Here is a 24,107-nt window from a genome sequence, read left to right on the forward strand (position 1 = left end):
ATTACAGACGATTACACAGGCTGTGCACCGCCCTGGATCTCGAAGGGATAGTTGCCCAGCCGCACGGTCCCACGACGCCGCTCGACCAGCGGCGGCTCGGCCAGATGGGGCGGCAATGCATTGAGGATCTGGTGCTTGGCGCGAAAGATCTGGATGTTCACGTAAGAGGGCTCCACGCCCAGCATGCGCGACAGTTCGTCCAGCCCGATCCAGCCCTGGCTCTGCGGCGCGATTCCTCTTTGCGCGTCTTTCTGGCGCACGCGCGCGAGCGTGACGAGGGTGTAGTGATGGATGCGTTCGCCGAGCGACACCGACTTGCCTTCCGCCACCAGGCTCAGGCTCGTGTGCTCCTCGTTCTGGCTGACGTTGAAGTGCAGCGCGACATCCGCAGATGCCGAGTCCGGCGCCGACGGCGTGATCGGGTTCTCGGAAGTGAACGCCAGGTCGTCGCACAGCACGAACTCCCACGTGCGAACCGCGGTGCGGACCATGGCACCGTCGCTCAGGGGCTCGATGCCGTCGATGTGCTCGAGCATCCATCTGCCGTCCTGGAAATACACGTTCACTTCGGGCTGGTGCTCGTCCGGCAGCAGGTTCTCGCGCAGGCCCAGCGCCAGCGGGGCAACGCCTCCGTCGACAGGAAAAAGGCAGGTGACCGGCGGTGCCAGGTCGACCACGGTCCAGGCCGTTTCATCGCCCACGCCCATGCGGACTTCGGCGCCCACGGGCAAGGCAGTCCAGCGGCCGCTGGGCAGCCGCTCGCCGTTCACGGTGGTGCCGTTGCGGCTCTGGTCGACGATTTCCCATGTGTGCCTGTTCCATCGCACCATCGCATGGACCTGCGACACGTCCGCTGCCTTCAGCACCGTCTGGCACGCCGAGGCGCGGCGGCCGAAGGCGTGCACGGGTCGCAGCATGATGGCGCGCTCGTCGAGCTTGTTCCTGAAAATGGCCATCGGCTTTCCCTTTTCTCCTTCTCTTGAAATCGGACCGTATCAGACGTACAGCGCCTGCGGATTCAGGTCGCTTTCGCACACCGGAGTGTCGCGCCATCCCATGGCGACTGGAACGCGGTACAGGCGCGGATTGCCCAGCTCCGGCCAGATGTGGCATAGCCCCGGCACGACCACCTTCACAGTGTGCAGGGGAATGTCGGGGCGCGTGTGGTCCAGGACGATGGTTTCCAGGCCGAGCGCAGCGGCAATGGCAACGCAGCGCCGGATCTCCTCTGCGATGTCCGTGCGCGCGGCTGGCGCCGGCACGACGTTGCCCGCGCCCGACGGCATGAGAAAGCGCGGCGGGCCTTCTTCCCTGGCTTCCCCGGCGGCACGCTGCATCGCGAAGGTCTTGCCGGCCGCGATCAGCTGGCTCATTTCGGTGAGCGCGCGCTCGCAGGCCAGCGCACGGTCGGGGCTGCAGCCGAAGCCGATGGCCCACGCGCCCGTCTGCAGATGCCGGCCGATGGCAACCGCCACCGGAATGCCGAAATCGTGGGTGATGTCGAGCACCCAGCGCTCCCATTGCGGGCCGCAGGTGCGTTCGACGCGCTGGCGGATTTCGTCGGACAGGCCGCCGAGGTCGATGGCCGGCCTGGGAACTTCGCCGTACCACCAGATGGCGGCGGCATCGCGCTCCACCAGTTCGAGAAAGCCCTGCAGGATGGCTTCCTCGCGCGTGTTCCCGGCGGCGCAGCCGTTCGATGTCCAGCTGACGTGGCACTGGCTTTGCGCCGGCGCATGGGCAAAGCAGAAGGCCAGCGGCAGGTAGCAGCGTTCATCGGCCGTGAGCGACCAGGCAGGCGTCCACCATGCGGGCCCGGACGACACGGACGACGCCACGGCATGCGGAGGCTTCTGCGCCGTGTCGAATCGCTCGCGCTGCCGGTCGCTGAAGAGCGCCAGCGCCTGCGGCTGGATGCAGCGCGCATCGAGGTCGGCGGCGAAGGCCACGACCGAGGCTTCGTCGCCCTGATGGAAGGCGGCATAGCGCTCGACCGCCTCGCACAACGCGCTGGCGCGGGACTGGTCCATCGACATGCCCTTGCCAAGGCAGATCTGGGTCAGCGCGCCGGGCAAAAGATCGTCGCCGGGCGGCGGCGTCCTGAAGATTTCGCTGCGATAGACCGTCAGCGCGCCCTCGGATTCGGCGTTCAGCGGCGCGATCTGCGCGATCACCCCGCACAGCGGGCTGACGTGTGGCGCCAGCCGCGCCACCGTGACCGAGGCCGGCACCGTGCGCCAGCCGCCATCGCGCCGGGCGATGGGCGGGCCAGACTCCAGCACGATGCGCTCGCGCTGCCGCTGCACCACGAGCCCCGGCGTTCCGCAGTGCGGGCACTGGGGGCGGGCGGCGACGGAATGCGGCTGCGGCGAATCCAGCGTCCGCACCTGTGCGTCCGCATGCGTGGCGATCTGCTGCGCTATGGGCAGCAACTGGCCGAGGCGCTCGGCGACGAGCCGGTCACCTGCCCGCACCGGCAGGCCGCTGCCCGGGGTGCCATGCCGCGCCTGCCACCATGCACGCGCCGGCCGGTTCCTCAGCCAGCGGTGCGCGAGGCAATGCCAGCAGGGGCCGACCGTCGCCGCGCCCGGCCTGAAGAATGGGCCGGCCATGGCCTGTTCGCCGGTGGGCTTGACCAGCAGCCAGGGACGATCCGAGGCGCGCTGCTGCGCATCGATGGTGCCGAGCCGGGGGTCGAGGTAGTCGTCGCAAAAAACGAGGGTGAGGCCGGTGTCGGCGAACGCCTGCGCCCAGCCGCTTGCCGCGTCGCCGCTCACCGCGTTCGACAGCGCGATGACATCCACGTGGTCGGAGAGGGCCATGCGCACATGCACCGCAGAAAAATCGGGCACGAGGTACGGGCCGCCGTCCATCGCAACGGGTCGCACGAGCCCCTGGCGCGTCAACGCCTCGAGCGCATGCAGCATCTGCGCGAGCAGTGCGGCCGCGCCTTCGGTGCGGCAATAGGTGGCGAGGCTGACGCCCTCGCGCAGCACGCGCTCGACGGCCATGACACCCGGCGAGCCGAGCACCGACAGGTCGTTCTCGCTGGGCAGCAGCAGGCGGTCCTGCAGCACCACCGGCGGCAGGTACTTGTCGTGCCAACGGAAAACCTCGCCGAAGAAATCCGGCGCCGCCGCAGCGCTACTCATCGTCTTTCAGGCCCAGCGCGAGGCGCACGACGGCGTAGGGCCAGGCCCCCGTCGTGGCCCGGAACGCCGCCTCGAACAGCCGATGCTGTTCCGAGAATTGCGCGTAGATATGGTCTTCGGACAGCACCCGCATCGACGGATGCAGGCCTGCGATGCGGGCGCCATCCTCGAAGCCCGACACCACCGGCAGCCGCATGCCGCCCACTTCCATGGGCATGCGCGCGAACACTGGATGCACGTGGTCGAGCACGACGACACATGGCGCCGTGCTGTGTTCGAAGCGCCCGGCCAACCGGCGCAAAAGCGCCTCCAACGGCGCCTGCGGCAGATACGGGCAGACGCCCTCCAGCATTGCGAGCACGGGCCGCTCGCCGGGCAGGCCGGCGACGTCGAACCACGCGTCGTCGAGTACCGAGCACGCAAGGTCGCTCTCGCTCTCGTGGCGCACCACATGCTGCGCCCGCAGGGCGATGGCCTCCGGCAGATCGATGTTCAGCCAGCGGGAATCCGCCGTCACGGCCGCCCCGAGGCGGCTGCGCCGGGTGCACAGCCCCGCGCCGAGCGTGATGCACAGGCCGGTAGGGTGGGCTGCGAGGAACTCGGCCGCGTAGCGGTCGAACAGTGCGGCGCGCAGGACAACGCTCCTGACGAATGCCGCGTCCGTCGCATAGGCCGACAGATCGAAAGGCAGCGACGCCGCGATGCGCCGCGCCTCGGGATCGGAAAACACCGACGCCTCGGCCACGCTGCCGGAGTCCGCACGCGCGGCCAGCGTCAGCAGGAGCGTGGCCGAGGCGCCTTGCAGCACGCCCGTGGCCTGCCCCTGTTCGGCAGCGGACTCAGCAGGTGAAGGGATAGGCCGGGCCCGTGTTGTTGTACGAGGTGAGCGCGATCGGCCGCAGCTCCACTTCCACCGGAGCAGTCGGGTAGTTGAGACGGATGCCGTTCTTGATCAACGAGTCGTTGGCGTTCTTCAGGTTCCATTCGCCCTTCGCCGCGTCCCACGTGAAGGCGGAGTTGGTCGTGAACAGGATCTTGAAGTTGAACGGGTTGTTGTAGCCCAGCCATTGGCTCAGCACGGGCGCCTTGTCGGCGTCGGGGTCGCGCGTCAGGTCGAAGAGGAACTCCGGCGATTGCCATGCGAGGGCGACCGCACGCAGCACCACGCCACCGAACGCCAGCAACGAACCGTCGCCGCCGCCAGGAATGCCGAGGCCGGTGGGCAGCGCGCCACCAATGAGGCCGGTCGGCGTTTCGAAGGCGGCAGCAGGGCCCATGAAGTCCGGGAACAGCTGGTAGTAAGCGGCCAGGGCCTCCGTAGGCTGCGACGACGGTGCCTGCGGCAGCACGATGACGAAGGAATCGTCAGGGCCGACCCAGCCGGACGTCAGCATCGGCTTCCATGCGGCGCGCATGTCCGGATTGGGGTCCTGGAAGAGCGAGATGTCGAGCAGCGGCCACTGCGTCGGCAGGCCGAAGTCGTCGTGCAGCATCTGCTGGATGTCCGACGCGCCGAGCAGCTTTGCGCGATAGGCGTCGTCTTGCCACGATTTGGCAATGCCGCGCAGGTAGGCAAGGCGGAATTCGAGCAATGGGTCGGCAGCTTGGCTTTGAAAGGTCATGGTGACTTCATCCTTGGTTCAAGACATGGTTCGAGAAACAGGCGCATGCACGGGCATGCGCGACGACAGTTCCGGCCGCAGGTCGGCCAGCTCCTTGAGGCGTCCAGCCACGTTGTGCCCGGCGGGTGCCAGTGCCTGCAACGCCGCCAGGGCTTCGTATTCGGTTCTGTACTTCGCACCCTCGCGCGCGACGTTGGCGGCCTGCGAGAAGCACTCGGCCACTGCGTCGTGTTCGCCGCCCGAGGCCTGCAGGTAACGGGCCTTCTGCAGATGGAGCTCGGACCTGTAGAGCCCTTCCTTGAGCTCGTCCGCCAGGCGCAGGCACTCGTCGATCCGCTCCAGCGCCTCGCCCCAGCGGCCATTGGCGGCCAGCGTGTCGGCGGCAAAGGCGCGGTAGTAGGTCTGGCAATAGCGGCAGCCCATGCCCCACAGCGCCTGTATCCAGGCGTCGGCCTGCGCGATGCTGTCGACGTCGCCGGTGGCCCAGCAGCGGATGATTGCCGCATAGCCCTGGAACGCCGGCAGGCCGTAGCGCTCGGTAATGCCGAGCAGCTCGCCCGTGCTCACCAGCGCCCGCGCCTTGTCGTTGCGGCCCTGATGGCCAAGGCTCTGGTACAGCAGGGCCATGCTCAGCGACGGAATGTGCGACATCTCGCGAGCCCAGCGCACGGCATTGGTGGCGTCGGCGCGCGCGGCCGCGTCGTGGCCCGCGAACCAGCGCACGAGTGCGCGCCCCGTGGTCGCCCACACGCGGGTGTCGAAGCCGAAGTAGGCGGCATGGTGCGCATGCCCCTCGGGGCTGTAGCGCTCGATGCCGTCCGTCAGCGACTGCTCGGCGCGCTCGAAATAGCCGTCGGAATAGTGCGCGAGCCCGAGGTACGTTTGCGCCGCGACGAACACGCCCTCGTCCTGCTGCTGGGTGGCGTGGTCGAGCAGCCGGTTGCTCAGCTGCTGCACCTCGGCGCGATTGCTCGCGACGTGGTGGAAGGTGATCAGCGTCCACAGGTGCTGCACCTGCTTCTCGCGCGCCACGTCGTCGGAGAGCAGCTCTTGCGACAGGGCGATGCGGTCCACCACCTGCGCATGCGCCCAGCCGTACTTGTTCATCATGGCCTGCGTGACGTAGCTGTTCACGTCGAGCCGCGCCTCGCGCTGCGCGGCGCTGTCCAGGTGCGCCATCCAGCCGTCGATGTGCTGGGCATAGGCAATGGTTTCGTCGTTCAGCGAGCGGTGCTGGGTAATGAGCAGCTGCCGCACGGCCAGCGCGACGGCCTCCGCATGCTCGCCCGCATCGGCCCAGTGCTGGGCCACGCTGCCCGGCTCGCTGGCCACGCGCTGAGGCTGGCTGCTCAGCAGCGTCTGCGCGACGTTGCGGTGCTGTTGCCGGCGCTGCGCGTCGAGCATGCATTCGTAGGCGGTGTCGCGGATCAGCGCGTGGCGGAAGATGAAGGCGCCCGGCGGTCCGGCCGGGGCCACGAGCCCCGCGTCGAGCAGCACGGCCATGTCCTTGTCCATCGCTTCGGGCGACTTGCCCGAACAGGCGCACAGCAATTCGGCATCGAACTGCCGCCCGATGGTGGCTGCCAGCTGCAGCAGGCCCTTGACGGAGCCCAGCCGGTCGAAGCGGCTGACCAGAGAGTCGCGCAGCGTGACCGGAATGGCAGCCGGCTGCGCCGTGTCCTTGAAGACCCAGACGCCCTCCTGTTCCACCAGGTAGGCGTCGAGCAGCATGCGCGCCATTTCCTGGATGAACAGCGGCACGCCGTCGGTGCGCGCGACCACGTTGTCGATCACCTGCTGCGCGGCGACCCTCGGCGCCAGCGCCTGCCGGGCCAGTTCGGCAGCCTGCGCGTCTTCGAGCCGACGCACCTCGATGCACTCGGCCTGCAGCGCCGGCGGCTTCACCCATTCGGGCCGCGCGGTCAGCACCAGCAGCACGCGCTGCTGCGGCAATTGGGCAACCAACTGCTCGACGAACTCGATGCTGGTGGGGTCGGCCCAGTGCACGTCTTCGAGCAGGAGCAGCAGCGGCGCCGCCTCGGCCATGTGCAGCAGCCACTGTGCGGTCGACTGCAGCAGCAATCCCTTCTGCATCGCGGGAGACACCTGGCTGGGTGCGCGATCGCCCAGTGGGAGAGACAGCCACGCGCAGAAGATCGGCAGTACCGCTTCGGCGTCGCAGCCGGCGGCCTGCAGGGCCTCGCGCAGCCGCTCGCGCCGGGCGTCGGGCGTGGTTGCGTCCGGCGCGGCTTCGAGGCGCTGGCGCAGCAGCGTCAGGAACGGCGTCAGCGCGTTGTTCTGGTTCTCGGGCTGGCACTGCGCGCTGACGGTCTGCCAGCCTTCCCGCGCCACCTGCTCGCGCAGCACGTCGGCAAGGCACGACTTGCCGATGCCGGGCTCGCCGCGGACCCACACCGCGCCGCCGTGGCCTTGCCGGGCCTGCGCCCATGCGGCGCGCAACTGTTGCAGTTCGGGCTCGCGTCCGATGCACGCGTTGTGCAGTGCCTGCTCCACGGATCCATGCGGCGCGGGCGCCTGCTGTTCGCCGCCCAGGCGGTAGGTCTGGATGCCGCCGGACTGCCCCGGCAGGGTCACGTTGCCGGCCTTGTCGAAGCGCGCATGGCGGCCCAGCAGCCGGTAGCTGCTTTCGCTTGCCAGCAGCGTGCCGGTATCGGCCACGCCCTCGAGCCGCACCGCGACGTTGACGGCATGGCCCGACGGGATTTCTCCGGCGGCCACCACCGCCATGCCGGTGTGCATGCCCATGCGAATGCCCAGGTGCACGCCGTGCGCCTGCTCGATGGCGGCCGAGCGCTCGCGGCTCAGGTCGATCAGCTCCAGCGCCGTCATGCCGGCCTGCCGCGCATCGGTGTCGCTGGCGTGCGGATAGCCGAACAGCACGATCATCCGGTCGCCCAGCGTGCCCGCCAGCAATCCGCCGCGCCGCGTGGCGGTTTCCGCGAACAGGGTGAGCTCGTTGCGCTGCAGCAGCTCCAGGTTTTCAATGTCGGAGGGCAAGGCGTCGTCGATGCCCTCTTCGTCCGCGCCGGCGTCCGGCCAGACGGAGACGCTGCAGCACAGCACGGTGAGCTGCCGCTTTTCGGAAAACCCGCGCGTGGTGGCCACGGTGTGGCTGAGAGCTTCGTCTTGCGCCTGCTTCGCCGATCGCAGCACGCCCACCAGGTCGTCAAGCCGCAGGCGCCCGAGTTCGGCCAGCAGCGTGGCTGCTGAATCGCTGCGGTCGGCCGCCTTTTTCCTCAATGCCTGGCGCAACACGGAGGCCACCGGATGGCTGGCGATTTCCGCCGGCAGCGGCACCTCTTGCGGGCTCAGTTGCTGGTGAAGAATTTCTGCCGCCGATGCGCCTCGAATAGCGGGCACGCCCGTCAGGCACTCGATGAACATCAGCCCCCAGGCGTAGATATCGGACTTGACGCCGGGCGGCTCGCCGCGCAGTTGCTCGGGCGCGCTGTAGGCCGGCGTGCCCAGAGACTCGTCGGTCATCGTGAGCGTAGGGAACTCGGCGCCCCTGTTCGAGGGAATTACGGTGCTGATGCCGAAGTCGAGCACCTTCGCATGCGGGACGGCGCCGGTGAACGTGACCATCACGTTGTCGGGCTTCAGGTCGCGGTGCACGATGCCCGCGCTGTGCGCGCAGTCCAGCGCGTCCAGCACTTCCGCCATCAGGTGAGCGGTTTCGGTGGCCGTCAGCGCGCCCTTGCGCCGGATCAGGCTGGTGAGCGTTTCGCCCGGCACGTACTCGAAGACGCCATAGACGCATGGGCCCTGCTCGCCCTTGTCGAGCAACTGGACGATGTGCGGGTGGTGCAGCGAGGCGCAGAGCTTCGTCTCGCGGTGGAAACGTGCAACGCGCTGGCTGCCGACCTGCAGCTTCACGACCTTGATTGCGACCACGGTGCCCGTGTTCTTCTGCAGCGCGCGATACACGGTGCCATAGCCGCCGGCGCCTAGCTCCTCAAGCAACTCGTAGCCCGGAATCTCCAACGGATTCGGCAATGATGATTGCGACACTGCGTGCGTGGGGTTGGTGACGGCATCCTGCATTTCAGTCTCGTCGTGATGGATCGTTGAGAGTCCTCCGGAGCGTGCTGCGGCCGCGATCTGCGCTGCGGCAGGAACGCGAATTAGACACTAATTGTTACTGTAGCGGACGCGAGGACTTTTCAACTGGGTCGCCCCAAAAAAGAAAACCCGCGCAACGCGCGGGAGGTTAGAACTTTTGAATGTATAAGCGCCCTCGCTCGCGAACGTGGCCGATTCGCGGACACCGAGGAACCGGCTCCGCCGGGCCTCAGGTGTCGCCCCCGGTAGGGGGTTGGCGTAGCGACACGAAGTGCGCGAAGCCTGGGGGCGAGCTTATTTCTTGTCGCCGCCCGGCACCTTGCCTTCGACGCCCTTGACGTAGAAGTTCACGCCCGACAGGAACTTGTCGTCGGCCACTGCGTCCTTGGCGACCACTTCCTTGCCGTCCTGGCCGAGGATCGGGCCCTTCCAGATCACGAAGCTGCCGTCCTTCAGGCCCTTCTTCACCGCCTCGACCTTGGCCTTGGTTTCGGCCGGCACGTCTTCGGCGATCGACACGAGGTCGATGGCGCCTTCCTTCACGCCCCACCAGCTCTGGCCGGTGGCCCATTTGCCGTCCAGCGCTTCCTGGGTGGCCTTGATGTAGTACGGGGCCCAGTTGATGGTGGCCGAGGCCAGGTGGGCCTTGGGACCGTAGGCGGTCATGTCCGAATCCCAGCCGAAGGCGCGCTTGCCCTTTTCCTGTGCGGTCTTGAGCACGGCCGGCGAGTCGGTGTTCTGGAACAGCACGTCGGCGCCGCCGTTGATGAGGGCGGTGGCGGCTTCGGTTTCCTTGGGCGGGCTGAACCACTCGTTCACCCACACGACCTTGGTCGTGATCTTCGGGTTGACCGACTGCGCGCCCAGCGTGAAGCTGTTGATGTTGCGCAGCACTTCGGGAATCGGCACCGAGCCGACCACGCCCAGCGTGTTGCTCTTGGTCATGGCGCCGGCAATGACGCCTGCCATGTACGCGCCCTCGTACGTGCGGCTGTCGTAGGTGCGCATGTTGTCCGAGGTCTTGTAGCCGGTGGCGTGCTCGAACTTCACTTCCTTGCTGTCGGCCGCGACCTTGAGCATGGGCTCCATGTAGCCGAAGGTGGTGCCGAAGATCAGCTTGTTGCCCTGGCCGACCATGTCGCGGAACACGCGCTCTGCGTCGGCGCCCTCGGGCACGCTTTCGACGAAGGTGGTCTTGATCTTGTCGCCGAATTCCTTCTCGAGCGCCTTGCGGGCGTTGTCGTGCGCGAAGGTCCAGCCGCCGTCGCCCACCGGTCCGACGTAGGCGAATGCGATGTTCAGCGGCGCTGCCGGAGCCGGAGCGGCCGCAGCAGGTGCCGGGGCCGGCGCGGGCGCCGCGGCCGGTGCTGCCGCTTCTTCTTTCTTGCCGCAGCCGATCAGGGCCGCCGAAGCGACCGCAGTGAGAGCGGCCAGCTTGAGCAGGGAGCGCTTGTTCAGATCATTCATTGTCGGAAATCCTCAAAAGGACAGGTTGGCGGAAAACGAAACGCGATTATGAGCCGGGGTAGAACGGTTTCCCGATGGAAGCCGGCATGTTGGCGCGGATGAAGGCCGGGTTGCGCGAGATCAGCGCCAGCACCACGATAGGCGCGATGTACTGCAGCATGCTGAGGAACTGCGAGGGCACGTCGACGCCGCTGCTCTGCAAATGAAAGCCCAGCATCGACACGCCGCCGAAAAGATACGCACCCAGCAGCACGCGAACCGGCCGCCAGGTGGCGAAGGTGGTGAGCGCCAGCGCGATCCAGCCGCGGCCGGCCACCATGCCCTCGACCCACAGCGGCGTATACACGGTCGACAGATACGCGCCCGCGAGCCCGCACAGCGAGCCGCCCGCAATCACCGCCATGAAGCGGATGCGCCGCACCGGGTAGCCCAGCGCATGCGCCGACTCGGGCGATTCGCCGACCGAGCGCAGCACCAGGCCGGCACGCGTGCGGTACAGGAACCAGATCAACGCCAGGGTCAGCACCACCGCGAAATACACCATCGGGTGATGGCGGAACAATGCGGGGCCAACGAGCGGAATGTCGCTCAACACGGGGATCGCGTACGACGTGCTTTCCGGCAACTTGGCCTGCACGAAGTTGATGCCGGCAAAGGCAGAGAAGCCGACGCCGAACAGGCTCAGCGCCAGGCCCGTTGCGTACTGGTTGGTGTTGAGCCAGATCACCAGCACGCCGAAGAAGGCTGCGAGCAAGGCGCCCGCCGCCATGCCGGCCAGGAAGCCGAGCCAGGGGTTGTGCGTGGTGACGACCGTTGCGAAGCCGGCGATCGCTGCGCACAGCATCATTCCCTCGGCGCCGAGGTTGACGATACCGGCCTTCTCGTTGATGAGCAGGCCCAGCGCCGCGATGGCGAGCACGGTGCCCGCGCTCAGCGTGGAGCCGAGCAGGAGTGCGTAGCTTTCCATGTTCAGTGGCTCCCTTCGGTGGCACGCGCGACGGGTGCGGTGATCGGCGTGCTGGCCTGCAGCGAGGCGGTGGTCATGGTGGCGGCCTTCGCGGCCGCCTTGCGCCGGATGCGGTACGCAATGAGCGTGTCGCAAGCCAGCAGCGTGAACAGCAGCAGCCCCTGGAACACACCGGTCAGCGACTTGGGCAGGCCCAGCCGCGACTGCGCAAGCTCGCCGCCGATATAGAACATGCTCATCAGGATGGCCGAGAAGATCATGCCCACCGGATGCAACCGCCCGACGAAGGCCACGATGATGGCCGCGAAGCCGTAGCCCGCCGGCACATAGGGTGTGAGCTGGCCGAGCGGCCCGGCCACTTCGAGCGCACCTGCCAGGCCGGCCGCGCCGCCCGAAGTCAGCAGCGCAATCCACACCGCGCGCCGCGCCGAGAAGCCCGCATAACGCGAGGCCGCCGGTGCCAGCCCGCCGACCTGCTGCGCGAAGCCCGCCCGCGTGCGAAACAGGAACACCCACAGCGCCCCCGCTCCCACCAGCGCGATGACCAGTCCGATGCTCACGCGCGAGCCCTTGAACAAGCGCGGAATCTGCGTGACTGCCTCGAAAGTCTTGGTCTGCGGGAAGTTGTAGCCGTTCGGGTCTTTCCATGGCCCATAGACCATGTAACCCAGCAACAGCGTGGCCACGTAGACCAGCATCAGGCTCACCAGGATTTCGTTGGCGTTGTACTTGTCGCGCAGGAACGCGACGATGCCCGCCCACACCATGCCGCCAAGGATGCCGGCCAGCAAAATGGCCACCACGATCCACTGCCCCGTGGTCTTGTCGGCCAGCAGCGCCACGCCGCCCGCCGCGATGGCACCGAACACGAACTGCCCTTCGGCACCGATGTTCCACACGTTCGAGCGGAAGCACACGGCCAGCCCGAGCGCGATGATGAGCAGCGGTGTCGCCTTGACCATCAGCTCGCCGATGGCGTAGCCGCTCTTGATGGGTTCATAGAAGAACACCAGCAGGCCCTTGACCGGGTCCTTGCCGAGTGCAGCGAACAGCGCCACGCCGATCAGCACGGTAATCAGCAGCGCCAGGATCGGCGAGGCATAGCTCCAGAAGCGCGACAGCTCCGGGCGGGGTTCGAGCTTAAGCATGGGCGGCCTCCGCCTTCTGGCCGACATTGTTGCCAGAGGTCTGCCACAAGCCGCTCATCCATTCGCCGATCTGCGGCAGCGTGGCGGCCGCGCGGTCAATGGAAGGCGACAGCCGCCCCTTGGCGATCACGTGCAGCCGGTCGCAGATGTTGAACAGCTCGTCGAGCTCCTCGCTGATGACCAGCACGGCACAACCCGCGTCACGCAGCGCAAGGATCTCCGCGTGGATCAGCGCAGCCGCGCCCACGTCCACGCCCCAGGTCGGCTGCGAGACGATGAAGAGCTTCGGGTTGGCGTCGATCTCGCGGCCGACGATGAACTTCTGCAGATTGCCGCCCGAGAGCGAACGCGCCGCTGCGCGCGGCCCGCCGGCCTTGACCTTGAAGCGCTCGATGATGGCCTTGGCCTGGCGCTCGAGCGCGCCGGTGCGGATCCACCCGCCCCGGCCCACCGCATCGCTGCGCGTGAGCAGCAGGTTGTGCGCGAGCCCCAGCGTGGGCACCGCGCCGCGGCCCAGCCGCTCTTCGGGCACGAAGTGCAGGCCGAGCGCACGACGCGAGCGCGGGCGCAGCCGGCCGGCCGGCTTGTCGAACACCCGGACCATCGAAGCCTCGGCGCGCACGTCCTCGCCCGAGAGCGTGTAGAGCAGTTCGCGCTGGCCGTTGCCCGAGACGCCTGCAATACCGACGACCTCGCCCGCGCGAACCTCGAACGAGATGCCCTCGAGGTCCATGCCGAACTGGTCTTCGCGCGCCAGCGACAGCCCGTCGACGCGCAAAGCCACAGCGCCTGCATGCACCGGCCGGTGCTGCAGCGGCGGCGGCTCGCTGCCGATCATCAGCCGCGACAGCGACTGCGTGCTCTCGTTCTGCGGATTGCACACCCCCGTCACCTTGCCGCCACGCAGCACGGTGCAGGCGCTGCACAGCTCCTGGATCTCGTGCAGCTTGTGGCTGATGTAGAGGATGCTGCAACCCTCGGAGGCCAGCTTGTTCAGCACATGGAAGAGCTTGATGACCGCCTGCGGCGTGAGCACCGAGGTCGGCTCATCGAGGATCAGCAGCTTGGGGTTGGTGAGCAGCGCGCGGATGATCTCCACCCGTTGCATCTCGCCCACCGACAGCGTGTGCACCGGGCGCGAGGGGTCGATGTCGAGCCCGTACTCGCTCGCCTTGGCGGTGATGCTGCGCGCAACCTCGGCCAGTTGCAGCGACTTGTCGAGCCCCAGCCAGACGTTCTCGGCCACGGTGAGCGTGTCGAACAGGCTGAAGTGCTGAAACACCATGCTGATGCCCAGCGCCCTCGCCTGCTGCGGGTTGCGCAGGTTGACGACGTGGCCGTCGAACATCACGGTGCCCTCGTCGGGCTTGACCGACCCGTAGATGATCTTCATCAGGGTCGACTTGCCGGCGCCGTTCTCGCCGAGCACGGCGTGGATTTCGCCGGGCTGCACGGCCAGGGAGATGTCGCTGTTCGCCACCACCGCGGGATACCGCTTGGTGATGTTCGCGAGCTGGAGTCTGGGGGTTGTCATGCCGGGTTTCGTGGATTTGTCTCGTTCAACTGCAACAAAGCGGGAACAGCTATCAGTTTAATAGCGTGCTCCCGCGACCATCGGCGCCCGACGGCGCTTCGCTCAGTTCATTGCATCAGTGTCCGCCGATATAGGCGAACTTGAACAGGAACACGGCGGCGATGACCCAGACCATCGCATGCACTTCCCGTGCCCGGCCGGTGCAGAGCTTCAGCACGGCGTACGTGATGAAGCCGAAGGCCAGGCCGTTGGCGATCGAGTAGGTGAAGGGCATCGTCAGCGCGGTCACCGCGGCGGGGATCACCTCGGTGGTGTCTTCCCAGTCGAGCTCGACCAGGTCGCGCAGCATCAGGCAGCCCACGAAGAGCAGCGCCGGCGCGGTGGCATAGGCCGGCACCGAGCCCGCCAGCGGCGAGATCATCAGGCAGGCCAGGAACAGCAGCGCCACCACCACGGCCGTGAGGCCGGTGCGCCCACCCGCTTGCACGCCCGCAGCGCTTTCCACGTAGGCCGTGGTGCTCGACGTGCCGAGCAGCGAGCCGGCGAAGATCGCGCCGCTGTCGGCCAGCAGCGCCTTGTTCATGCGCTCCATCTTGCCCGGCACCAGCAGGCCGGCGCGTTTGGCCACGCCCATCAGCGTGCCGGTGGCGTCGAACATCTCGACCAGGAAGAACACCAGCACCACGTTCAGGATGCCGCCCTTGAGCGCGCCCAGGATGTCGAGCTGCATGAAGGTGGGCGCGATGGACGGCGGCGCATCGAACACGCCATGGAACTTGTTGCCGCCGAAGAAGAACGACAGCACCGTCACCGTGACGATGCCGATCAGGATCGCGCCGCGCACCTTGAGCTTGTCGAGCGCCACGATGATGAGAAAGCCCAGCGTCGCCAGCACCACCGGTGCCGAGTGCAGGTCGCCCAGCGTGACGAAAGTGGCGGGCGATGCTGCCACCACGCCGGCGCTCTTCAGCGCGATGAGCGCCAGGAACATGCCGATGCCCACGGTGATCGCAGTTCGCAACGACTGCGGTATGCCCTGTATGAAAAGCTCCCGCAACCCCGTGACCGTGACGATCAGGAACAGGCAGCCCGAGATGAACACCGCGCCCAGCGCAACCTGCCACGTGTAGCCCATGCCCAGCACCACCACGTAGGCGAAGTAGGCGTTCAGGCCCATGCCCGGCGCCATGGCAATCGGGTAGTTGGCGTACAGGCCCATGATGAGCGTGCCCAGCGCCGCAATGAGGCAGGTGGCGACGAAGACCGCGCCCTTCGGCATGCCCGCGTCCCCGAGGATCGACGGGTTCACGAAGATGATGTAGGCCATCGTCAGGAAGGTAGTGAGCCCCGCGATGACCTCGGTGCGCACGGTGGTGTTGTGCGCACTGAGCTTGAACATGCGTTCAAGCAGGCCCGAGCCGCTTGCGCTGCCCACAGCCGCACGCGGACGCGCGGACTCGACATGCCCCGGGATGCGGGGCTCGGCGCCTTTCGGCGCCTGTTCCAACGTACTCATTTCGCTTGTCTCCAGCTGTTGTAGTGGCGGTTTTCATCGTTCCCCCGCTCACGACGCCGGCGCGAACGGGGTTTTCTCAGGGATCCGGGGTTTCAGGGGCGGCAGGCGGGCGCGCCGCGGCGCCAGATACACCGGGTATGGCGGAAGCCGGGGGCCGCAGCGAAGCCGCCACGTCCTTGATGCATTCGCGCAGCCAGCGCGCAGAGCTCGACGAATGGGTGCGTTCGTGCCAGAGCTGGTAGTACATGAGGCGCGGCAGCGCCACGGGGCAATCGAGAATCTTCAGCGGCAGCCGCGACGCAAAACGCTCGCAGTACTGGCGCCCGGTGGTCAGCACCAGCAGGCTCGACGCCACCATGTCCGGAATGAGGCTGAAGTGCGCGCAGCGCGCCGTGATGTTGCGCTGCCGACCCAGCTCGTCGAGCATCTGGTCGATGATGCCGCGCCCGCCCGGGTGCATGGGCGTGGGCGCGATGTGCTCTGCCGCTAGCCATGTCTCCAGATCCCAGCCGCGGCGCACCGCCGGATGGTCCTTGTTGACCAGCGACACCACCTCGTCGCCGAAGAGCCGCGCCATGTGCAGGTCTTCCGGTGGCTTGAGCCAGTTGCCGATCACCAGATCGACCTGGCCGAGTGCCAGGTGGCCGTGGTAGTCCGAGTCGGGCGAGAGCGCGTGGATCTCGATCTGGCACAGCGGTGCGTCGCGCTTGACCTGCGCCACCAGCATGGGCAGGAACAGCGGGTCCATGTAGTCGCTGGCCGCGATGCGGAAGGTGGTGGCCGCCGACTGCGGCTCGAAGCCCCGCGCATCCGAGAACAGCATCTCGGCCGCGCGAAGAATGCTCGCAGCCGGCTCGATCATGCGCAGCCCCGCGTCGGTGGGCACCATGCCCGAGCCCGAGCGCACCAGGAGCGGATCGCCCGACAGCTCGCGCAGGCGCTTCAGCGCGGCCGAGACGGCCGGCTGGTACATGCCCAGGCGGATGGCTGCGCGCGAGACGCTGCGGTCGGTCAGCACGGTGTGAAGCACCCGGATCAAATGAAGATCGATCTTGTCGAAAAGCGCCTGGTCTCTCATGGCTGTTCACACCTTTCTTGTCTGTGCGAACAGTTATACAGCGCAGCATTTGGCGAAACCGGGTGTGGAAGTGAAGCTCGGACCGTGCGAGCACGGCCCGCTGTCATTCGGCCGATGCGGGTTCCACCGCCTGCACGGCGGTGATGGCTCGGAGGATCGACTCGCTGGTGGCCGGCGCCTTCAGCGGCGGATCGACCCTGTGCCCACCGGCCGCCGACACCGCATCGCGGATCGCGAAGAACACCGAGAACGGCAGCAGCAGCGGCGGTTCTCCCACGGCCTTGCTGCGGTGAATGGAGTCTTCGAAATTCTGGCCTTCGAACAGGCGCACGTTGAACACGGGCGGGCAGTCGTTGGCGGTCGGAATCTTGTAGGTGCTGGGCGCGTGCGTGGTGAGCTTGCCGCTTTGCGGGTGCCACACCAGCTCTTCAGTGGTGAGCCAGCCCATGCCCTGGATGAAGGCACCTTCGACCTGGCCGATGTCCACCGCCGGATTCAGCGACTTGCCCGCGTCGTGCAGGATGTCGGCGCGCAGCAGCTTCCACTCGCCGGTGAGCGTGTCGACGATCACCTCGCTCACCGCCGCGCCGTAGGCGTAGTAGTAGAACGGGCGGCCCTGCATCTTGTCCTTGTCCCAGCTCAGGCCGGGCGTGGCGTAGAAGCCGTCGGACCACAGCTGCTTGCGGTCGAGGTACGCCTCGCCCACCACGGTGCTGAAAGCCAGCGTGCGGCCGTTGACCTCGACCTTGTCGTTGGCAAAGCGCACTTCGCTGGCCTTGCCACCATGGCGCTCGGACGCACTCTCGGCCAGGCGCTCGCGAATCTGGCGGGCTGCGTCCTGCGCGGCCTTGCCATTCAGGTCGGCGCCGGTCGACGCGGCAGTGGCCGAGGTGTTGGCCACCTTGGTCGTGTCGGTCGCCGTGACGCGCACGCGCTCGAAGCTCACGCCCAGCTCGTGCGCCACCACCTGCGCCACCTTGGTGTTGAGGCCCTGCCCCATCTCGGTTCCGCCGTGGTTCACGAGGATCGAGCCGTCGGTGTACACATGCACCAGCGCGCCGGCCTGGTTGAAGTGCTTCACGTTGAACGAGATGCCAAACTTCAGCGGTGCCAGTGCCAGGCCGCGCTTGAGCACCGTGCTCTTCTTGTTGAAGGCCGCGATGTCTTCGCGCCGCGCGCGGTAGTCGCTGCTGGCTTCCAGCTCGGCCACGAGTTCGTGGACGATGTTGTCGGTGACGGTCTGGCGATACGGCGTGACGTTGTTCTCCGCCTTGCCGTAGAAGTTGACGCGCCGCACGTCGAGCGGGTCGCGCTTCAGCTCGCGGGCCACCGAGTCCATGATGTTCTCGATGGCAATCGCGCCCTGCGGACCGCCGAAGCCGCGGAAGGCCGTGTTGCTCTGCGTGTTCGTCTTGCCCGAGAAGCCGTGCATGGCCACGTTGGGCAGCCAGTAGGCGTTGTCGAAGTGGCACAGCGCACGCGTCATCACCGGGCCCGACAGGTCGGCCGAGTGGCCGGCGCGCGAGACCATCGTGATCTCTGCGCCGAGGATGCGGCCTTCGTCGTCGTAGCCGACTTCGTACTCGTACCAGAAGCAGTGACGCCGGCCCGTGACCATGAAGTCGTCGTCGCGGTCGAGCCGCAGCTTCACGGGGCGCTGCAGCTGCCGCGCCGCAATGGCCGCCACGCAGGCGAACAGTGCCGACTGCGACTCCTTGCCGCCAAAGCCGCCGCCCATGCGCCGGCATTCCACATGCACTTCGTTCGACTGCAGGTGCATCGCATGCGCCACCAGGTGCTGCATCTCGCTCGGGTGCTGCGTGGAGCAATGGATGTGCAGCGCGCCGCCTTCCTTCGGAATGGCGTAGCTGATCTGGCCTTCGAGATAGAACTGTTCCTGCCCGCCCACGTCGAGCGTGGCCTTGTGGCGATGCGGCGCGTTGGCGATGGCGGTGCGCACCGCTACCTCGTCGCCTTCGTTGGCGGCACCGCCGCTGCGCACGATGTGCATCGGCGGCACCACGTACTGGCCGCGTTCGTGCGCGGCCTGCGGCGTGAGCACGGGCGGCTGGGCCTCGATGGTCAGCGCGTCCTTGGCCTTCGCGGCGGCGCGGCGCGCGTCAGCGCGGGTTTCGGCGATCACGGCGAACACCGGCTGGCCGAGGTAGCGGATCTCGCCGCCGTCGTTCACGGGCAGCAGGATCGGGTCGTCGTGAATGATCGAGCCGCAGTCGTTGGTGCCCGGAATGTCGTCAGCCGTGATGACCGCGACCACACCCGGCATGGCGCGAATGGCGTCGAGCGACAGCGCCGTGACGCGGCCATTGGCGGCCGGCGACAGGCCCAGCGCGCAATGCAGCGTGCCGGTGAGCTCGGGAATGTCGTCGATGTAGGTCGCTTCGCCGGCAACGTGCAGGTGCGCCGATTCGTGCGGCCGGCTGATGCCCACGCGCATGCCGCGCTCGTGCGCCAGCGCTTCAGCGCCCACGTCGATGCGGGCGGCGGTGTTGGTCAGGTAGTCGGCAAAGGCCTCGGAGGGCTGCAGCAGGCGGGCGTCGATGGGCTTGTTCATGGTCAGACTCCTGCGGCAGTGGCCGGGGTCGCGTGGGGCATCACGCTCCAGACGCTGGTTTCTTCCAGCGACAGGGCGTCTTCGGCGCGGGTTTCGAGCCAGAGGCGCTGAATGAGGTTCTGCGCCACCTGCAGCCGGTAGTCGGCCGACGCGCGCATGTCCGACAGCGGTTTGAAGTCTTGCGCAAGCGCCAGCTTGGCAGTGGCCACGCTGGCCTGCGTCCACGGCTTGCCGAGCAAAGCAGCCTCGGCGTTCGCGGCGCGCTTGACGGTGGCGGCCATGCCGCCGAAGGCCAGGCGCACGGCCTTCACCGTGTCGCTGCCGGCTTCGAGCTCGATGGCAAAGCCCGCGCACAGCGCCGAGATGTCGCAGTCGAAGCGCTTGCTGATCTTGTAGGCGCGAATCTGGCGGCGCAGCGCGGCATGCGGAACGGCCAGCCCCTGGACGAATTCGCCGGGCTGCAGCTGGTTCTTCATGTAGTCCAGATAGAACTCGGGCAGCGGCATGCGGCGCACCACATCGCCGCGGCGCAGCTCGATCTGCGCGTCGAGCGCCATCAGCACGGGTGGCGAATCGCCGATGGGCGAGCCGTTGGCCACGTTACCGCCCATGGTGCCGGCGTGGCGGATCGGCGGCGAGGCGAAGCGCAGCCACACCTCGGCCAGGCTGGGCACGCGCTCGACCAGTGCGGCGAAGGCGGATTCGAGCGAGGCGCCTGCGCCGATGTAGAGCTCGCCACCTGCATTGTTCGGGCGGTCTTCGATCGTCTTCATTTCGGCCACGTCGCCCACGTAGATGATGTCGCCCAGGTCGCGGAACTGCTTGTTGACCCAGAGGCCGACGTCGGTCGAACCGGCCAGCAGCTGGGCGCGTGGCTTCTGTTCGCGCAGCGCGGCGAGCTGGGCCAGGGTCTTGGGGGCGTGGAAGTGGTCGATGCGGGCGCCGAGCGGGGCGGCGTAGTTCAGGTCCAGGCCGTCGTTCTGCAGGGCGGTGAGCGCTGCGACCACGGGCTGGGTGTCGAGGCGAACCGAAGGCAGGTCGAACATGCGCTGGCCGGCATCGAGGATCGGCCGGTAGCCGGTGCAGCGGCACAGGTTGCCGGAGAGGTCGTCGGCCAGCTGCTGGCGGGTGGGCTGCGTGCCTTCGGCCTGGTGGTGCTCGTAGGTGGCCCACAGCGACATCACGAAGCCGGGCGTGCAGAAGCCGCACTGGGAGCCGTGGCAGTCGACCATGGCCTGCTGGACCGGGTGCAGCGTGTGCACGGGGTGCTTCTTGCCGATGTTGCTGTCCTGTGCCTTGGCCTGGCACTGGGTCTGCGCCTTGAGGTCTTCGACCGTGAACAGGGCCTTGCCGTGCAGCGTGGGAAGAAACTGGATGCAGGCGTTGACCGTCTGCAGGTTCAGGCCGCCAACGGCGCCCGGGGCGTTCGGGTCGGTTGCGAGTTCGCCGATGACGACGGTGCAGGCGCCGCAGTCGCCTTCGTTGCAGCCTTCCTTGGTGCCGGTGCAGCGGGCGTCCTCGCGCAGCCAGTCGAGCACGGAACGGGTCGGGTGGACGCCGGTGACGTCGACGATCTTTCCGCGATGGAAAAAGCGGATCGGGTGAATCTGGCTGCTACTGCTGCTGTCGGTGCTCATGCTTTTGGGCTCGTGGGGGACCCGTCGTGGGTCAGTCATGGACGTTAGCGGCTTGTTCGGCGTCGTGCATACGGAGGGGCCCATAACGCGTATGTGGGGGTCGGTATGCCACGTACGGGGAAACCCTTGCGCATGCTCTGCAATTACCGGGCCACACACCGGGCAGTGCCGTGGCCCAGGCGGTGGTCAGCCGTGCGCGATGGCCACCCACGCGGAGGCGATCAGCGTCGAGCCCGCCGCCGCGAGCAAGCCGCCGACCAGCCACTTCAGCGTACGCGGCCGCAGCTTGTTCGGCAACCGGTGGTGCACACGCGTCACCCCGTAGACCACCGGCATCGCGCACCCGGCGAGCAGCGCCGCATGCCACGAGAAGTGGCCCGTCGGCACCACGATCACCAGCCGCACGAGCGAGTTGAACGCGAACATCAGCAGCAGCGCGCGGCGCACCAGCTCGCGATCCAGCGGCTGGCGGTACATATGGAAGACGATGGGCGGCCCCGAGCTCGAGAACAGCCCGCCCAGCACACCGGACAACCCGCCGATGACGGCAAAGCTCGTGCGCCCCGACACCACCGGCAGCGGCTTGCCCTGCAGCACCAGCAGCACGGCGCAGCCCAGGATCGACACGCCCAGCAGCCCGCGCAGCCAGTTGACCGCCCCGCCACTGAGCCATGTGAGCAGCATCAGGCCCACGATCACGCCTACCGTGCTGCCATTGAGCGCCGGCTTCATCAGCTGCCAGGGCACCACGCCGGGCCGGGCGCGGAAATACGTCCACGCATTGATCAGGCTCAGCACCGTGGCGGCGTTGGCGGTGTCGCTCACGCTGGCGATATGGAACACCGACACCAGCCCGAGCAGGATGAGGCTGAATGCAAAACCGGTCAGGTTCTGCGCATAGGTGGCGAGCGCCACGCAGGCCATGAAGACCAGCACGGGGCCGGCCTGGGAAAGAACTTCTTGCACCGGCTGCGTCTTCAGAGTGCGGGGGAAAGGGGAAGCAAAACGAACATTCGAAAGCAATCAGGGCAACGGGAGGCGCAGAGGCGGCGGCCACCCAAGAATAACCGCGCGCCAACTCACGAATTCACGGCTTCTCCGAGAACAGCTCGACGATGACCTGCCTGAGCCACCGGTTCCCCGGATCGGCCTCGAAGCGCTTGCTCCAGTGCAGCGACACCGTGAAGTCGCGCAGCGGAAACGGCGGCTCGACGATGGCATACCCCCCCTCCTCAGCAAAGCCGCGCGCAATGTTGCGCGGCATCACCACCGCCAGATCGGTAGCACGCACGATCGCCGGCAGCACCATGAAGTGCTCGGTAGTCAGCCGCAGCCGGTCTTCGAGGTTCAGCAGCTGCAGGATGCGCAGCGTGTCGGCATGCGTACGCACCGCCACGTACTCGAGTTCCTGCAGGGCCTCGAGCAACGCCTGCCCGCTGCGCCGCCGCTTCACGAAGGGATGATCCTTTCGCAGCAGCACGATGTAGCGGTCCTTCAGCAGCTGCGTGCTCTGGGTGTCCTTCACGCGCGGCAGGAAGCCGAAGGCGAAATCGACCTTGCCGCCGTCGAGGCCGGTGGCGATGTCGCCCGGCGCCAGCGGCATGGTCTCGACCCTCACCCCAGGCGACAACTCGCGCAGTCGCGCCATCAGCGCCGGCAGGAAGCGCCCCTCGCCGATGTCGCTCATGTGAATGCGGAAGGTCTTGCGCGACACCAGCGGCTCGAAGTGGTCGGACTCGTGTAGCGCTTCTTCCAGCACGCTCAGCGCCGCCTGCACGGCCACCGCCAGCCGGTCGGCGCGCGGCGTTGGCGCCACGCCGCCGGGGGCGCGGGTGAAGAGCGCATCGGCAAGCAGCAGCCGCAGGCGGCCCAGGCCGTGGCTGGCTGCCGGCTGCGTGAGGCCCAGCGATTCGGCGGCGCGGCTCACGTTGCGCTCGCGGTAGACCGCGTCGAACAGCCGCAGCAGGTTGAGGTCGAGCGTTTCCATATGCATGCCGTTCATATTACTTAGCTCGATTATTTTATTGAACGCTGCAGCAGCGCCACGCACACTGGCGGGCGCTTTCCGGATCGCCCCCGCGACCGGACAGCCCCACGACAAGAAGGAGACAAGACATGGCCCCGATTCGTGCATTCGGCGCGTTCCGCGCGCATGCGGCGCTCGCCGCCCTTCTCTGCGCAGCCGTTACCGCATGGGCCCAGCAGCCGCCCACCGAAGAGCCGGGCTGGGCCAAGGGCAGGCCGAAGAACGAAGCCGCCACGCGCATGGCGCCGGTGCCCTCCTTCCCGATTCCGACCGCGGCCGACCAGTTGCCCACGGCCAAGTTCAAGCTGCCGCCCGGCTTCAAGGTCGAGACCTGGGCCTCGGGCGTGCTCGACGCGCGCGAGCTGCGCCAGGGCGCCAAGGGCACTGTGTTCGTGAGCACGCTCTTCGTGGGCAACAAGGTCTATGCAATTGCCGAGAAGGGCGACCGCAAGCCCAGGACCATCATCGACAAGACCGAGTTCGCCACCGGCATCGAGTTCTACAAAGGAGCGCTCTACCTCGCGACCCACAAGCAGATCGTTCGCTACGACGGCATCGAGGACAAGCTGGACAACCCCGGCACGCCCGTGGTTCTCAACGACAAGCTGCCCGGCGGGCAGGACCACAGCTGGCGCTACCTGCGCATGCACGACGACAAGCTCTACTACGCGGTCGGCGCGCCCTGCAACCTGTGCGAGCCCGACGACGCACACGCGCGCATCTTCCGCATGAACCCCGACGGCAGCGGCATCGAGACCGTGGCGCGCGGCGTGCGCAACACCGTGGGCTTCGACTTCGATCCCAAGACCGGCAACCTCTGGTTCACCGACAACGGCCGCGACTGGCTCAGCGAAGACCTGCCGAACGACGAGCTGAACGTGGTGACCAGGCCCGACCAGCACTTCGGCTACCCGTACTGCCACCAGGGCAACATCGCCGACTCCGAATTCGGCTGGGGCAAGAGCTGCAACGACTACGTGAAGCCCGCCGCGCTGCTCGGCCCGCACGCCGCCGCGCTGGGCCTCACCTTCTACAAGGGAAAGATGTTCCCGGCCAAGTACCGCGGCGCCATGTTCATCGCACGCCACGGCCCGTGGAACCGCACCGTCAAGTACGCCGACATCGCGGTCGCCTGGCCGGACGGCAAAGGCGGCGCGAAGGTCGAGCCCTTCATGACCGGCTTCGTCGAGAACAACACCTACCTCGGCCGGCCGGTGGACTTCCTGGTGCTGGAGGACGGCTCGATGCTCGTGAGCGACGACCACGCCGGCGCTATCTACCGCATCAGCTACGGCGGCCGATGAC

Annotated in this window: 16 protein-coding genes; 1 reads left to right on the forward strand and 15 read right to left on the reverse strand. The window is 67.5% G+C overall.

All coding sequences use genetic code 11. The annotated features are described in order from the left end of the window. Nucleotides 1–11: 11 nt before the first annotated feature. The 15 genes from BLV60_RS29360 to BLV60_RS29430 all read right to left on the reverse strand — a co-directional run bounded on the left by BLV60_RS29360 (nt 12) and on the right by BLV60_RS29430 (nt 22,769). Nucleotides 12–956: an FHA domain-containing protein gene (locus tag BLV60_RS29360; protein ID WP_093058833.1), complete on the reverse strand. Its 945-nt coding sequence runs from the start codon at nt 954–956 to the stop codon at nt 12–14. A gap of 39 nt (nt 957–995) precedes the next feature. Beyond that, nucleotides 996–3,152, reverse strand: coding sequence for a TOMM precursor leader peptide-binding protein (locus tag BLV60_RS29365; RefSeq protein ID WP_093058834.1), 2,157 nt, complete (start codon nt 3,150–3,152; stop codon nt 996–998). Then, the gene (locus BLV60_RS29370) at nt 3,145–3,960 is read right to left on the reverse strand and encodes a class I SAM-dependent methyltransferase (RefSeq protein ID WP_256329627.1); all 816 of its coding nucleotides are present in this window, start codon (nt 3,958–3,960) and stop codon (nt 3,145–3,147) included. The genes BLV60_RS29365 and BLV60_RS29370 overlap by 8 nt, the downstream gene beginning before the upstream one ends. A 31-nt stretch (nt 3,961–3,991) precedes the next feature. Further along, a complete protein-coding gene (locus tag BLV60_RS29375) occupies nt 3,992–4,774 on the reverse strand; it encodes a BMA_0021/BMA_0022 family TOMM bacteriocin (protein ID WP_093058835.1) in 783 nt (260 codons plus the stop codon). Between the two features lie 18 nt (nt 4,775–4,792). Further along, on the reverse strand, nt 4,793–8,839 hold the full coding sequence (locus BLV60_RS29380) for a TOMM system kinase/cyclase fusion protein (RefSeq protein ID WP_093058836.1): 4,047 nt from the start codon (nt 8,837–8,839) through the stop codon (nt 4,793–4,795). Between the two features lie 312 nt (nt 8,840–9,151). Then, nucleotides 9,152–10,324 (reverse strand): BMP family ABC transporter substrate-binding protein, encoded by a 1,173-nt coding sequence (locus tag BLV60_RS29385; RefSeq protein ID WP_093058837.1) that lies wholly within the window; start codon nt 10,322–10,324, stop codon nt 9,152–9,154. A 46-nt stretch (nt 10,325–10,370) separates the two neighbouring features. Next, nucleotides 10,371–11,291 (reverse strand): ABC transporter permease, encoded by a 921-nt coding sequence (locus tag BLV60_RS29390; RefSeq protein WP_093058838.1) that lies wholly within the window; start codon nt 11,289–11,291, stop codon nt 10,371–10,373. Between the two features lie 2 nt (nt 11,292–11,293). Then, complete coding sequence (locus BLV60_RS29395; RefSeq protein WP_093058839.1) at nt 11,294–12,439, reverse strand: ABC transporter permease; 1,146 nt, start codon at nt 12,437–12,439, stop codon at nt 11,294–11,296. Continuing rightward, nucleotides 12,432–13,973, reverse strand: a complete 1,542-nt coding sequence (locus BLV60_RS29400; protein WP_093058840.1) for an ABC transporter ATP-binding protein — start codon at nt 13,971–13,973, stop codon at nt 12,432–12,434. The genes BLV60_RS29395 and BLV60_RS29400 overlap by 8 nt, the downstream gene beginning before the upstream one ends. Nucleotides 13,974–14,088: 115 nt before the next feature. Further along, nucleotides 14,089–15,489, reverse strand: a complete 1,401-nt coding sequence (locus BLV60_RS29405; RefSeq protein WP_093058841.1) for an NCS2 family permease — start codon at nt 15,487–15,489, stop codon at nt 14,089–14,091. Between the two features lie 76 nt (nt 15,490–15,565). Then, the gene (locus BLV60_RS29410; RefSeq protein ID WP_093058842.1) at nt 15,566–16,567 is read right to left on the reverse strand and encodes a LysR family transcriptional regulator; all 1,002 of its coding nucleotides are present in this window, start codon (nt 16,565–16,567) and stop codon (nt 15,566–15,568) included. Between the two features lie 103 nt (nt 16,568–16,670). Further along, nucleotides 16,671–19,139 (reverse strand): xanthine dehydrogenase molybdopterin binding subunit, encoded by a 2,469-nt coding sequence (xdhB, locus tag BLV60_RS29415; RefSeq protein WP_093058843.1) that lies wholly within the window; start codon nt 19,137–19,139, stop codon nt 16,671–16,673. 2 nt (nt 19,140–19,141) lie between these two features. Then, entirely contained in the window at nt 19,142–20,776 is a 1,635-nt protein-coding gene (gene xdhA / locus BLV60_RS29420) for a xanthine dehydrogenase small subunit (protein ID WP_093058844.1), read from the reverse strand. Between the two features lie 186 nt (nt 20,777–20,962). Next, nucleotides 20,963–21,742 carry a sulfite exporter TauE/SafE family protein gene (locus BLV60_RS29425; protein ID WP_093058845.1) on the reverse strand — a complete coding sequence of 260 codons (780 nt, stop codon included), beginning with the start codon at nt 21,740–21,742 and terminating at the stop codon, nt 20,963–20,965. A 121-nt stretch (nt 21,743–21,863) separates the two neighbouring features. Further along, nucleotides 21,864–22,769: a LysR family transcriptional regulator gene (locus BLV60_RS29430; protein WP_371127415.1), complete on the reverse strand. Its 906-nt coding sequence runs from the start codon at nt 22,767–22,769 to the stop codon at nt 21,864–21,866. 122 nt (nt 22,770–22,891) lie between these two features. On the opposite strand from BLV60_RS29430, the gene BLV60_RS29435 reads away from it, so the two are divergent. Beyond that, on the forward strand, nt 22,892–24,106 hold the full coding sequence (locus BLV60_RS29435) for a PQQ-dependent sugar dehydrogenase (protein ID WP_218132256.1): 1,215 nt from the start codon (nt 22,892–22,894) through the stop codon (nt 24,104–24,106). Nucleotide 24,107: the final 1 nt, after the last annotated feature.

This window comes from Variovorax sp. YR634 (assembly GCF_900106655.1).
In the GTDB taxonomy this organism is placed as follows: domain Bacteria; phylum Pseudomonadota; class Gammaproteobacteria; order Burkholderiales; family Burkholderiaceae_C; genus Variovorax.